Source organism: Simplicispira sp. GW247-4R2A (genome assembly GCF_059424465.1).
This window is the reverse complement of sequence record NZ_JBWKZM010000003.1, coordinates 185018-196797: the sequence shown is the minus strand read 5'-3', so window position 1 is coordinate 196797 and position 11780 is coordinate 185018. Positions and strand designations below refer to the sequence as shown.

The following is an 11780-nucleotide window of genomic DNA, read 5'->3' as shown; positions in this document are numbered from 1 at the left end:
TGCAAGGCGCAAACCGCAGCGATAGCCGTAGCTATCGCGAGGATTTGCAACGCTGCAGATCGCCCGAGGCCGCAGATGCACACGGCGCGACGATTCGTGCAGAGGCTCCTTAGCGCGCTCCCGCGCGCAGATCAGGCCAGCGCGTCGGCCCGGCTCTGTGCAGCGGCAAAATCGAGGTCGCCCGAATAGATGGCGCGCCCGCAAATCACCCCCTCCACACCTTCATCCTCGACAGCGCAAAGCCGCTCGATGTCCTGCATGTTGCTCAGGCCGCCCGAAGCAATGACCGGAATGGTGAGCGCCTGGGCCAGCTTGACGGTGGCCTCGATGTTGATGCCCGAGAGCATGCCGTCGCGGCCAATGTCGGTGTAGACGATGGATTCAACGCCCCAATCCTCGAATTTCTTGGCCAAATCGACCACCTCGTGGCCGGTGAGCTTGCTCCAGCCATCCGTCGCCACCTTGCCATCCTTGGCGTCGAGCCCGACGATGATGTGACCGCCAAACGCCGAGCAGGCGTCCTTCAAAAACCCTGGGTTTTTCACGGCTGCAGTGCCGATGATGACGTAGCGCAGGCCGCCATCAATGTATTTTTCAATGGTATCCAGGTCCCGAATGCCGCCCCCGAGCTGCACCGGGATCTCGTCGCCCACTTCGCGCAAGATGCTTTTGACGGCGGCGTAGTTCTTGGGCTTGCCCGCGAAGGCACCGTTCAAGTCCACCAGGTGCAAGCGGCGCGCGCCGGCATCCACCCAGCGCCTGGCCATGGCCGCCGGGTCTTCACCAAAAGTGGTCGATTGGTCCATGTCGCCCTGCTTGAGGCGAACACAGTGGCCGTCTTTGAGGTCAATGGCGGGGATGAGCAGCATGGCAAGTGGGTAAGGATAGTGGGCTCGAAGACTTGGCCCGGACAGGTGGAGAAAAAGTTGCAGCCTGGGAAAATCCGCCAGGATGCAGCAAGAAACGGCTCGGTCAGGGATTCCAGCGCAGAAAATTTCGGTACAGCCGCAACCCTTGATCGGCACTCTTCTCGGGATGGAACTGGGTGGCAAAGATGTTATCGCGCGCAATGGCCGCTGCAAAGGGCGCGCCGTAGTCGGCCTCGCCAGCGCAGTGCGCGGCATTCGCCGGCGCCGCATAAAAGCTGTGCACGAAATAGAAATAACTGTTGTCGGGCACCCCATGCCACAGCGCATGCACGGCGCCGCCATGGGGCACCTGGCGCACCTGGTTCCAGCCCATTTGCGGCACCTTGAAACGGCTGCCGTCCTGCTGCAGGCGGCCGGCCAGGTCAAACCGCAGCACCTCGCCAGGGATCAAGTTCAGGCCGGGCGTATCCCCCTCGGCGCTGTGGCTCAGCAGCATCTGCATGCCGACACACACGCCAAACAGAGGCTTGCTGGCAGCCGCTTCGAGCACCGATTCCTTGAGCCCCGATTCGCGCAGCTCGCGCATGCAGTCGGGCATGGCGCCCTGCCCTGGCAGCACGATGCGCGCGGCAGCGTGCACGTCATCGGGCCGGGAGGTCACCACGACGTCCCAACCCGTGTCCTGCGCTGCGGCCTGGACGGCTTGCGACACAGAGCGCAAATTGCCCATGCCATAGTCCACCACTGCGACCGTTTTTGCTTTTATATTCATAGCTGATAGCGCTTACTCTATAAGCGCTAGAGGCACTTTTTACTTACAAAACACCTTTGGTGGAAGGAACGCTGCCGGCATTGCGCGGATCGCGCTCGACCGCCGCACGCAGCGCGCGACCGAAGGCCTTGAAGGCTGTCTCGCACTGGTGGTGCGCATTGACACCGCGCAGGTTGTCGATATGCAGCGTGGCGCCAGCATGGTTGACAAAGCCCTGAAAAAATTCGTGTGTGAGCTGGGTGTCGAAGCCACCAATCATGCCGCTGGTGAAAGCGATGTTCTGCACCAGCCCCGGCCGGCCGGAGAGGTCAATCACCACCCGCGTCAGGGCTTCGTCCAGCGGCACATAGGCGTGGCCGTAGCGGCGCAGGCCCTTTTTGTCGCCTATGGCACGTGCCACGGCCTGACCAAGCGTGATGCCCACGTCTTCGACCGTGTGGTGGCCGTCGATGTGCAGGTCACCGTCGGCGCGCACTTCGAGATCGATCAAGCCGTGGCGGGCGATCTGCTCAAGCATGTGGTCAAAAAACCCGATGCCGGTCGAGAGTTGCGATTGGCCGCTGCCGTCGAGGTTGATGCGCACGGTGATGCGCGTCTCGCTGGTGTTGCGGCTGACTTCCGCAGTGCGGTCCGCATTGGCGGAGGAAACGAGGGCAGAAGAGGTCATAGCGAAGCCTGAAGGGCGGCCAGCATGCATGCGTTCTCGTCGGCGGTACCCACCGTGAGCCGCAGGCACTGGGCCAGCAAGGGATGCATTGTAGAAACGTTCTTGATAAGAACCTTGCGCTCGCGCATACCGGCAAAGGTTTTGGCCGCGTCCTGCACGCGCACCAGCACCATATTGGCTTCGCTGTCCCACACGCGCTCCACCCCCGGCAGGGCGCGCAGGCGCGTCACCAGTGGGTCGCGCTGGGCGCGCAGTTCGGCGGCCTGCGCGGCAAACACGTCGGCATGTTCCAGCGCAAACAGCGCCGCCTCGCAGTTGAGCACGCTGACGTTGTAGGGCGGGCGCAGCTTGTCCATCTCGGCCACCAGCGCTGCCGGGCCCATCAGGTAACCGAGGCGCACACCCGCCAGGCCGAACTTGGAAAGCGTGCGCATGAGCAGCACATGCGCGTTGCGCTCGGGCTCGGCGCGCATGCGCGCTATCCAGCTGCGGCTGGCGAACGGCTGGTAGGCCTCGTCGATGAGCACGATGCCGCCCTGCGCGCCCACCGCATCGACCACGGCCTGCACCGCCGCTTCGTTCCACAGCGTGGCCGTGGGGTTGTTGGGGTAGGCGATGTGCGTGAGTGCCGGACGGTACTCGGCAATGGTGGCCAACATGGCGGGCACATCCAGTTCGAAATCCGCGGTCAGCGGTACACCAACGAATTCGAGGCCCAGCAGCTGTGCCGACACCGCGTACATCACAAAACCCGGCATCGGCGCAAGCACCACCGGGCGCTTCGCGGCGGCGTCCCAGGGCTGCGCGCAAGCCTGGGTGACCAGACCGATGAGTTCGTCGGAACCGTTGCCCAGCGCCATGCTGCAGCCCGCCGGCATGTCCGCATACTGCGCCAGCGCGGCCTTGAGGTCATCGCTGCGCGCGCCGGGATAGCGGTTCAAGGCCAGCGCGCCAAGACGTTCGCCCAACGCACGTTGCAGCTCGGGCGGCAACGTGAAGGGATTTTCCATCGCATCCATCTTCAGCATGCCTTCCGCCGGCTGCACGACGTAGGCGTGCATGGCACGGACGTCGGGGCGGATGCGGTTCAGGGCTTGGTCAGTAGTCGTTGTCATTCGGTGGTGTCCAGTGCAGTAGGTGCCACAAGGAAGGGGTTGATAGGGCGCACGGCATCGAGGGGCTGGTCGTGCGGCAGCGCCTCGGTCAGCAGGTAGCGGCAGCCCTGCTGGTGGGCGGACGAGAGGATGAGCGCGTCCCAGTAGCCCAGGCCGTAGCGGTCCTGCAGGTCCCAGGCGCCATCAACCGTATAGGCGTCGAGGTGCGGCGGCAGCCAGACGCGCAGGCGCCGCACCTGGGCACGCACCTGCGGCAGCACCCGGGGGCCGTCAAAACGCTGGATGGCCTGGTTGTACAGCTCGTTGAGCACCTGTGAGCTGATGCGCCCGCTGCGGGTTTCCCAGCAAAAGCGCAGCCATTCGCGGGCGCGCGCCTGGCGCACACCATCGCGCTCGTCCACGCTGGCCAGCAGCACTTCGGTGTCGACAAAAATGGGAGCGATTGCCATGGCTCAGCGCTCGAACAGGGTGTTGCGCGGCACATAGGGGCCGCTCGAAGCACCCCACGTCTCAAAGCCCAGCGCCTCGCGCATGGCCTGGGCGTAAGCGTCTTCCTGGCGCATCTTTTCGGCCATCCACTCACCCAACAGGCGCGAGACGCTACTGCCGCGCTTGGCCGCTTCCACGCGGACCCATTCGGCAACGGCATCGTCCATGGTGATGGTGACGTTTTTCATACGGCACAGTTTACACGAACTTCGTGTTGCACGAACTTCGTGTCACTTCAAGACAAAATAAAAATAACTCAAGCCGCCTTGCGCGGCACCGCCGCCATGGCGCAGGCCAGCTCCCCCACCCTGCGCAGCGCACGCACATGGTCGGCCGTCCAATCGCCACCCACGCCGATGCGCAGGCAATTGCGAAAGCGCCCACCGGTACCGAATACCGTCCCGGGCGGCACGAGGATGCGTTCGTCCAGAAAGGCCTGGTGCAATTGCACGGTATCCACGGCGCGGGGCAACTCCAGCCAGAACAGCAAGCCTCCGGGCGGATCGCTGACCCGCGTTCCGGGCGGGAAGGCGCTCGCGATCACCCGGCGCACCTCGTCCATGCGCGCAGCAATGGCCGTGCGCAGCTGGCGCATGGCGGCGGCATGGCCGGTCTGCCCTATGAGGTCGGCCAGCGCCAGTTCCAGCACCGGCGATTGGCCGCCGGCCTGCAGGTCCTTGATGCGGCGCAGGGGTTCGGTCCAGCGTCCTGCCTCGACCCAGCCCAGGCGCAGACCAGGGGCCAGCGTCTTGGAGAACGAGTCGCACAGCATCACATGGCCCGTGGCGTCATAGGATTTGACGGAGCGCCGGTGCTCGTCCTGCTCGGCCAGGTCGCTGTAAATGGCATCCTCGATCACGGCCAGGCCATGCTGCGCAGCGAGTTGCGCCAAGCGGCGGCGCTCACCTTGCGGCATGCAGGCGCCCAGCGGGTTGCTGAGCGTGGGCACGACCAGCAGGGCTTTGACGGGCTGCGTCTCCAGCGCCAACTGCAAGGCATCAAGCGAAATGCCGTACCGTGGGTGCGTGGGGATTTCCAATGCCTTGAGGTGCAGGCCCTGCAGCACCTCCAGAAACGAAAAATGCGTGGGCGACTCCAGCGCCACCACGTCCCCCGGCTGCGTCACCGCACGCAGGCACAGGCTGATGCTGTCCATGCAGCCGCCAGTAATGAGGATGCGCTCGGGGTTCAGGCTGCATCCCAACCCCACGGCATAGCGCGCGATGGCCCGGCGGGCATCTTCATGCCCGTTCGATGAAGGATAGGTGCACAGCAGTTGCCGGTGCCGCTGGGCCGAACGGGTCACGGCGCGGCGCACGCGGTCCACGTCCAGCAAGTCCGGCCCCGGCGTGCCACTGCTGAACGAAATCACGTCGGCGGGATGCGGCGTGCCCAGAATGCGCTGGCCCAGCCAGTCCACCGATACGTCGCGCGGGCGGCGCAGGCCCCGCGAAACGCTGGGTTCGGGCAGCGCCACTGGCCGCGCGGCGACGAAATAGCCCGAGCGGGGCCGCGCCGTGATCAGGCGCGCATCTTCCAGCCAGTGGTAGGCCTGCACCACCGTGCTTTGCGCCACGCCGCGCTGGCGGGCCAGTTCGCGTACCGAGGGCATGCGCGAGCCGCGCCCCAGGGAGCCATTGCGAATGAGTTCGGCCATCTGCGTGGCGATCTGCAGATACAGCGGCGGTGAATCGTCAAGAGCCATATGGCATTCTGTATCGGTTCACGCCAGAGCCATCGGTACAGATACCCTTCAGATCAAGCAACACAGATGGCCCGCGCCGGGCATCTGTGTTGCACCACATCGCCGCGCGCTGTGGCTGTTGCAGGGGCGGCGTCGCACGCACAGTGGGCGGCATGAAAACCCTGCTCCATCTCTCTCCTACCGCTCCCATGCTCCAGATCACCCTGGAGCCCGGCGCACCGGTGACGCCGCTGCGCTGCCGTACCGGGCAGCGCGCCTCGCTCGAAGTGCTGGAAGGCCGGCTGTGGCTGACGCAGCAGGGGTGCAGCGACGACCTGTTTCTGGAGGCCGGCCAGCGCCTCACCCTGCAAGGCCCTCCCGTGTTGTATGCCGGGGCCGACGGCGCTGCGCCCCTGCGCCTGCGCTGGATGCAGGAGGCAGGCAGCCTTCGTGCACGACCCGCCCGCCTCAGCGCGGCTTGAGTCGCAATTCAGCCGCCTGCGCGTGCGCCTGCAGGCCCTCGCCATAGGCCAGAGTGGCGGCAATCGGGCCCAGAATTTGCGCTCCCGCCTCGCTCACTTCAATCAGGCTGCTGCGCTTCTGGAAGTCGTACACGCCCAGCGGCGATGAAAAGCGGGCCGTGCCGCTGGTGGGCAGTACGTGGTTGGGGCCGGCGCAGTAGTCGCCCAGGCTCTCCGAGGTGTAGGCGCCCAAAAAGATGGCGCCAGCGTGCTTGAGCAACGGCTCCCAGCGGTGCGGTTCGCGGCTCGATATTTCGAGGTGCTCGGGCGCGATGCGGTTGGAAATTTCGCAGGCCTCTTCCATGCTGCGCGTATGGATCAGCGCGCCCCGGCCGGCAAGGCTCTTGGCGATGATCGCGGCGCGCGGCATGGTGGGCAGCAGCCGGTTCATTTCACGCTGCACGGCGTCGATGTAGGCCGCATCCGGGCTCAGCAGGATCGCCTGCGCCAGCTCGTCGTGCTCGGCCTGTGAAAAAAGGTCCATGGCTACCCAGTCGGGCGGTGTGCTGCCGTCGGCCAGCACCAGGATTTCGCTGGGGCCGGCGATCATGTCGATGCCCACTTGGCCGAACACGCGCTTCTTGGCGCTGGCCACGTAGGCGTTGCCGGGGCCGGTGATCTTGTCCACCTTGGGGACGGTTTGCGTCCCGTAGGCCAGCGCCGCCACGGCCTGGGCGCCGCCCAGGGTGAAGGCGCGGGTAACGCCGGCCACGTAGGCGGCGGCCAGCACCAGCGGGTTCTTCTCGCCGCCCGGCGTGGGCACGACCATGATGATCTCGCCCACGCCAGCGACATGCGCGGGGATGGCGTTCATCAGCACACTGCTCGGGTAGGCGGCCTTGCCGCCGGGCACGTAAATGCCCACGCGGTCGAGCGGCGTGACCTTCTGGCCCAGCAGGCTGCCGTCGGCATCGTGGTAGCTCCAGCTCTCGCCGCAGGCCTTTTTCTGCGCTTCGTGGTAGCTGCGCACGCGGGCGGCCGCCGCCTGCAGGGCTTCGCGCTGCGGCGGGGGAAGCGCATCGAACGCGGCTTTGAGCTCGGCCTGCGTGAGCTCCAGCGCCGCCACGCTGCTGGCATTCAGGCCATCGAAGCGCGCGGTGTAGTCCAGCAGCGCCGCGTCGCCGCGCGCGCGCACGTCGGCCAGGATGTCGGCGACGCGCTGCTCGATCGCGGCGTCCTGGTCGGCAGACCAGTGCAGACGCGCTGCGAAATCCGCTTCAAAAGTGGCGCTAGCGCTTGATAGGCGTGCGGGTATAGCTACTAAATTCATAGTAAATCAGCGTCTCATGGAATGTCGCAGCATCCGCGACAGTTGCAGTGGCACACAACAAGCCAGCGGCCACCGTGCAAGGGCCGCCCCGCAGCACCGGTGGCGTCACCCTGCCCGCATCGCGCAGCGATGCGAGAGCGGGGAGAAGGCGCGAAGCGACGCAGTGGGGTGTTCATTTCACTTCGGGCCGATAGCGCCCGCAAACGCGTCAATGATGCGGCGCAGCGGCGCCTGCTTGAGCTTGAGTGCCGACTGGTTCACCACCAGGTGCGAGCTGATGTCCATGATGCGCTCCACCTCGACCAGGTGGTTGGCCTTGAGCGTGTTGCCGGTGGAGACCAGATCGACGATGGCGTCGGCCAGGCCGGTAAGCGGGGCGAGCTCCATGCTGCCGTAGAGCTTGATCAAATCGACATGCACGCCCTTGCTGGCGAAAAAATCGCGCGCAATGGCGGGGTACTTGGTCGCCACCTTCAGGCGCCCGCCGGGCTGGACGGCGCGGGCATAGTCAAAGCCGTCGCGCACCGCCACGCTGACGCGGCAGCGCGCAATGCGCAAATCGAGCGGCAGGTACAAACCAGCGCTGCCCGAACCGCCCCACTCGGCGCTGTGCTCGATCAGCGTGTCCTTGCCGCAGACGCCGATGTCGGCACCGCCAAACTGCACGTAGGTGGGCACGTCGGTGGCGCGCACGATGACCACGCGCACGTCCGGCTGGTTGGTCGGCAAAATCAGCTTGCGCGACTTTTCCGGGTCTTCCAGCACCTGAATACCGGCGGCGGCCAGCAGCGGTATCACTTCTTCGAAGATGCGGCCTTTGGAGAGGGCGAGGGTGATCACACTAAATCCTTTCAACGTCGGCGCCCAGGCCGCGCAGCTTGGCTTCCATGCAGTCGTAGCCGCGGTCGAGGTGGTAGATGCGGTCCACCACGGTCTCGCCCTCAGCCACCAGGCCGGCAATGACCAAGCTGGCGGAGGCGCGCAAGTCGGTCGCCATCACCGTCGCGCCCGACAGGCGTGTGCTGCTGCCGGCCAAGCCTTCGACCACGGCCACGCGGCCATCGACCTGAATGCGCGCGCCCAGACGTGCCAGCTCGTCGACGTGCATGTAGCGGTTTTCGAAAATCGTCTCGGTCACCGTGGCCGTGCCCCGTGCAACGCAATTGAGCACCATGAACTGCGCCTGCATGTCGGTGGGGAAACCGGGGTATTCGGTGGTGCGAAAGCCCTGTGCGCGCAGTTGCGCCGCGCCGGGACTGGAGACGCGAATGCCGCCGCGCTCCGCCAGCACCTGCACGCCGGCCTCGCGCAGCTTGTCGATCACGGCGTCCAGATGGTCCGCGCGGGCATGGCGCAGGAAAACGTCGCCGCCAGCAGCGGCCACGGCACAGAGAAAAGTGCCGGCTTCGATACGATCGGCCACCACAGCATGTGTGCAGCCATGCAGTGCCGGCACGCCGACGATGCGGATACGGCTGCTGCCGTGGCCCTCGATCTGCGCGCCCATGGCAATCAGCATTTCGGCCAGATCGGTGATCTCGGGCTCCTGGGCAGCGTTTTCCAGCACCGTCTCGCCCTCGGCCAGCGTGGCCGCCATGAGGAAGTTTTCGGTGCCGGTGACGGTCACCATATCGGTGGTGATGCGCGCACCCTTGAGCCGCGTGCGCCCCGCCGGCAACTTGGCAAGGATGTAGCCGTGCTCGACAACGATGTCGGCCCCCATGGCCTGCAACCCCTTGATGTGCTGGTCCACCGGGCGCGAGCCGATGGCGCAGCCGCCGGGCAGCGATACCGTGGCTTCGCCAAAGCGCGCCAGCAGGGGCCCCAGCGCCAGCACCGAGGCGCGCATGGTCTTGACCAGTTCGTACGGTGCTTCAGGCGAGTTCAGGCCGCTGGCGTCCATGCGCATGCCGCCTTGCTCGGTACGCTCGATGGCCACGCCCATGTTGGCGATCAGCCGCTGCATGGTCGCCACGTCCTGCAAGTGCGGCACATTGCCGAGCAGCACCGGCTCGGCCGTCAGCAGCGCGGCGCACAGCTCGGGCAGTGCGGCGTTTTTGGCGCCGGAGATGGCAACCTCGCCCTGCAGGCTGCGGCCACCGCGAATCAGGAGCTTGTCCATGCCTGTCTTGCGTTAGGAATTTAGAAGAAATATGGCTCTAGCGCTTATGCATCAAGCGCTTAAAGCTATTATTTGGTGAGCAATCTGGTTTCTATTTGGCTTACGCCTGTGCCTGCGCCCACTCTGCCGGGGTGAAGGTCTTCATCGAGAGCGCATGCACTTCGTCGCTCAGCATCTTGCCGCCCAGCGTGCCGTACACGCGCTGGTGGCGCTGAATGGCGCGCAGGCCCTCGAAGGCCGGCGAGACGATGGTCGCATACCAATGCCGGCCGTCGCCTTCGAGCGTGATGTATTCGCACGGCAGGCCGGCGCTGATGAGGTCTTTGATTTGGTCGGCAGTCATTTGGTTTATTCCAGGAGGTTGATAAGCGTGCGCCGGGCCATGAAACTGACGCAGCCCAGGCCAGCGGCCGCCGTGCAAGGGCCGCCCCGCCGCACGGGCGGCGTCCCCCTTGAGGGGGAAGGCGCGCCGCGACTCAGGGGGTGCTTCTTCATGACCTTATCTTGTACCCGATGCGCAGCAGGTGCAGGGCCAGCAGGCTCACGCACAGGCAGGCACTTCCGACAATGGCCAGGCTCAGCCAGGGCGAGGCGTCGCTCTGGCCAAAAAAGCCGTGGCGGAAACCGTCGATCATGTAGAAAAATGGGTTGAACAGACTCACCGCCCTCCAGAACGGCGGCAGCGAGCCTACCGAATAGAACACGCCCGAGAGAAAGGTCATCGGCACGATGATGAAGTTCTGGAACGACGCCATCTGGTCGAACTTGTCGGCCCACAGGCCGGCAACGATGCCCAGTGAAGCGAGCAGCGTGGCGCCCAGCACGGCAAACACCACAATCCACAGGGGTGCGGCGAACTGCGGCACGGCAAAGTACAACGAAACCACCAATACGCCCAGTCCAACAGCCAGCCCACGCACCACCGAAGAGCCCACATAGGCCACAAACCAGGCGAAGGGGGACAGCGGCGTCAACAGCTGAAACACCAGGCTGCCCATGATCTTGCTCTGCACCAAGCTAGAAGAACTGTTGGCAAATGCATTCTGCAGCACGCTCATCATCACCAAGCCGGGCACCAGAAACGCGGTGTAGCCGATGCGGTCGTACACCTTCACATGGTCTTCGAGCACATGCCCGAAGATCAGCAGGTACAGCATGGAAGTGAGCACCGGCGCGGCCACGGTCTGGAAACCCACTTTCCAGAAACGCAAAATTTCCTTGTAGAACAGCGTGTGCCAGCCAGTCACTGCAAAACCTCCGTAGCACGCACCAGGGCGTGCGCTTGCCTGGCTGCGCTCATGCTGCTGCCTCGGCGGGCCTGGGAAAACTGGGCACCTTGGCCTCCCAGTCCGCCGGCGCGTTGCCGGCCATGACCTTGAGGAACACATCCTCCAGATCGGCGCGGCGAATCTCGATGTCCTGCACCTCCACGCCCGCCTGGCGCAACTGCGCCAGAAAGTGTTCGACCTCCTGGACATCCTGCGCAACCATTTGCACCACGCGCCCAGTGACGCGCGCAAGCGGCGCCAGCGCCGCCGGCAAGGGCGCGTCGGTTTTGAACACCAGCACGTTGCCCGAGGCCGATTTGAGCAAGTTCGAGGTGCGGTCCAGGGCCACCACATGGCCGCGTTGCAGCATGGCAATGCGGTTGCACAGGGCTTCGGCTTCTTCCAGATAGTGCGTGGTCAGCAGCACGGTGTGGCCCTGCTTGTTCAGTTTGGCGATGAACTGCCACAGTGTTTGGCGCAGCTCGACGTCGACGCCGGCAGTGGGCTCGTCCAGCACGATGATGGGCGGTTTGTGGACCAGCGCCTGGGCCACCAGCACACGCCGCTTCATGCCACCGGAGAGCTGGCGCATGTTGGCCTGCGCCTTGTCGGCCAGGCCCAGGCTGTGCAGCAATTCATCGATCCAGGCGTCGTTGTGCTCCACGCCGAAGTAGCCCGACTGAAAGCGCAGTGCTTCCCGCACGCTGAAAAATGGGTCGAACACCAGTTCTTGCGGCACCACGCCGAGTTTGCGGCGCGCGTTGGCGTAGTCGCTTTGCACATCAGCGCCCTGCACCAGCACGCGCCCGGAAGTCGCGCGCGCCAGGCCCGCGAGAATGCTGATAAGGGTGGTTTTCCCCGCGCCGTTGGGGCCAAGAAGGCCGAAAAACTCGCCTTCCTCAATGTCCAGTGACACCGCATCCAGCGCCCGGAAGGGGCCTTGAGGGGTCGAATAGGTCTTGGTGACGGACTGAAAGGAGACTGCTGCCATGGAAGCCGGCTA

14 protein-coding genes are annotated in these 11780 nt (G+C 65.1%); 1 reads left to right on the top strand and 13 read right to left on the bottom strand.

All coding sequences use genetic code 11. From position 1 onward, the window contains the following. Positions 1-131: 131 nt before the first annotated feature. The 7 genes from hisA to AC07ZH_RS03915 all read right to left on the bottom strand — a co-directional run bounded on the left by hisA (position 132) and on the right by AC07ZH_RS03915 (position 5617). Entirely contained in the window at positions 132-869 is a 738-nt protein-coding gene (gene hisA / locus AC07ZH_RS03945) for a 1-(5-phosphoribosyl)-5-[(5-phosphoribosylamino)methylideneamino]imidazole-4-carboxamide isomerase (RefSeq protein ID WP_119108947.1), read from the bottom strand. Between the two features lie 103 nt (positions 870-972). Beyond that, positions 973-1641: an imidazole glycerol phosphate synthase subunit HisH gene (gene hisH / locus AC07ZH_RS03940; protein WP_119108948.1), complete on the bottom strand. Its 669-nt coding sequence runs from the start codon at positions 1639-1641 to the stop codon at positions 973-975. Between the two features lie 43 nt (positions 1642-1684). After that, positions 1685-2308, bottom strand: coding sequence for an imidazoleglycerol-phosphate dehydratase HisB (hisB, locus tag AC07ZH_RS03935; protein ID WP_119108949.1), 624 nt, complete (start codon positions 2306-2308; stop codon positions 1685-1687). Further along, the gene (locus tag AC07ZH_RS03930) at positions 2305-3423 is read right to left on the bottom strand and encodes a pyridoxal phosphate-dependent aminotransferase (RefSeq protein ID WP_495198632.1); all 1119 of its coding nucleotides are present in this window, start codon (positions 3421-3423) and stop codon (positions 2305-2307) included. Before AC07ZH_RS03930 ends, hisB begins: the two co-directional genes overlap by 4 nt. After that, positions 3420-3872 (bottom strand): PIN domain-containing protein, encoded by a 453-nt coding sequence (locus AC07ZH_RS03925; RefSeq protein ID WP_495198631.1) that lies wholly within the window; start codon positions 3870-3872, stop codon positions 3420-3422. Before AC07ZH_RS03925 ends, AC07ZH_RS03930 begins: the two co-directional genes overlap by 4 nt. Before the next feature lie 3 nt (positions 3873-3875). After that, positions 3876-4100, bottom strand: coding sequence for a CopG family transcriptional regulator (locus AC07ZH_RS03920; protein ID WP_119108952.1), 225 nt, complete (start codon positions 4098-4100; stop codon positions 3876-3878). A 68-nt stretch (positions 4101-4168) separates the two neighbouring features. Beyond that, on the bottom strand, positions 4169-5617 hold the full coding sequence (locus AC07ZH_RS03915) for an aminotransferase-like domain-containing protein (protein ID WP_495198630.1): 1449 nt from the start codon (positions 5615-5617) through the stop codon (positions 4169-4171). Between the two features lie 152 nt (positions 5618-5769). Here AC07ZH_RS03915 and AC07ZH_RS03910 point away from each other — a divergent pair, with 152 nt between their 5' ends. After that, a complete protein-coding gene (locus AC07ZH_RS03910) occupies positions 5770-6078 on the top strand; it encodes a DUF2917 domain-containing protein (RefSeq protein ID WP_495198629.1) in 309 nt (102 codons plus the stop codon). Here the strand turns inward: AC07ZH_RS03910 and hisD are convergent. From hisD to AC07ZH_RS03880, 6 genes are all read right to left on the bottom strand, one after another. Beyond that, entirely contained in the window at positions 6065-7387 is a 1323-nt protein-coding gene (gene hisD / locus AC07ZH_RS03905; protein ID WP_495198628.1) for a histidinol dehydrogenase, read from the bottom strand. The genes AC07ZH_RS03910 and hisD overlap by 14 nt on opposite strands. 177 nt (positions 7388-7564) lie before the next feature. Further along, positions 7565-8227: an ATP phosphoribosyltransferase gene (gene hisG / locus AC07ZH_RS03900; protein WP_495198627.1), complete on the bottom strand. Its 663-nt coding sequence runs from the start codon at positions 8225-8227 to the stop codon at positions 7565-7567. A 1-nt stretch (position 8228) separates the two neighbouring features. Next, positions 8229-9509, bottom strand: coding sequence for a UDP-N-acetylglucosamine 1-carboxyvinyltransferase (gene murA, locus AC07ZH_RS03895; RefSeq protein WP_495198626.1), 1281 nt, complete (start codon positions 9507-9509; stop codon positions 8229-8231). A 100-nt stretch (positions 9510-9609) separates the two neighbouring features. After that, on the bottom strand, positions 9610-9852 hold the full coding sequence (locus AC07ZH_RS03890; protein ID WP_119108958.1) for a BolA family protein: 243 nt from the start codon (positions 9850-9852) through the stop codon (positions 9610-9612). Between the two features lie 148 nt (positions 9853-10000). Continuing rightward, positions 10001-10756, bottom strand: a complete 756-nt coding sequence (locus AC07ZH_RS03885) for an ABC transporter permease (RefSeq protein WP_119108959.1) — start codon at positions 10754-10756, stop codon at positions 10001-10003. Between the two features lie 49 nt (positions 10757-10805). Beyond that, positions 10806-11768, bottom strand: coding sequence for an ABC transporter ATP-binding protein (locus tag AC07ZH_RS03880; protein ID WP_495198625.1), 963 nt, complete (start codon positions 11766-11768; stop codon positions 10806-10808). Between the last annotated feature and the right edge of the window lie 12 nt (positions 11769-11780).

What these genes read in the sequence shown, in the direction of transcription:
- hisA (WP_119108947.1), bottom strand. Translation starts at nt 869, where the DNA reads ATGCTGCTCATCCCCGCCATTGACCTCAAAGACGGCCACTGTGTTCGC.
- hisH (WP_119108948.1), bottom strand. Translation starts at nt 1,641, where the DNA reads ATGAATATAAAAGCAAAAACGGTCGCAGTGGTGGACTATGGCATGGGC.
- hisB (WP_119108949.1), bottom strand. Translation starts at nt 2,308, where the DNA reads ATGACCTCTTCTGCCCTCGTTTCCTCCGCCAATGCGGACCGCACTGCG.
- AC07ZH_RS03930 (WP_495198632.1), bottom strand. Translation starts at nt 3,423, where the DNA reads ATGACAACGACTACTGACCAAGCCCTGAACCGCATCCGCCCCGACGTC.
- AC07ZH_RS03925 (WP_495198631.1), bottom strand. Translation starts at nt 3,872, where the DNA reads ATGGCAATCGCTCCCATTTTTGTCGACACCGAAGTGCTGCTGGCCAGC.
- AC07ZH_RS03920 (WP_119108952.1), bottom strand. Translation starts at nt 4,100, where the DNA reads ATGAAAAACGTCACCATCACCATGGACGATGCCGTTGCCGAATGGGTC.
- AC07ZH_RS03915 (WP_495198630.1), bottom strand. Translation starts at nt 5,617, where the DNA reads ATGGCTCTTGACGATTCACCGCCGCTGTATCTGCAGATCGCCACGCAG.
- AC07ZH_RS03910 (WP_495198629.1), top strand. Translation starts at nt 5,770, where the DNA reads ATGAAAACCCTGCTCCATCTCTCTCCTACCGCTCCCATGCTCCAGATC.
- hisD (WP_495198628.1), bottom strand. Translation starts at nt 7,387, where the DNA reads ATGAATTTAGTAGCTATACCCGCACGCCTATCAAGCGCTAGCGCCACT.
- murA (WP_495198626.1), bottom strand. Translation starts at nt 9,509, where the DNA reads ATGGACAAGCTCCTGATTCGCGGTGGCCGCAGCCTGCAGGGCGAGGTT.
- AC07ZH_RS03890 (WP_119108958.1), bottom strand. Translation starts at nt 9,852, where the DNA reads ATGACTGCCGACCAAATCAAAGACCTCATCAGCGCCGGCCTGCCGTGC.
- AC07ZH_RS03880 (WP_495198625.1), bottom strand. Translation starts at nt 11,768, where the DNA reads ATGGCAGCAGTCTCCTTTCAGTCCGTCACCAAGACCTATTCGACCCCT.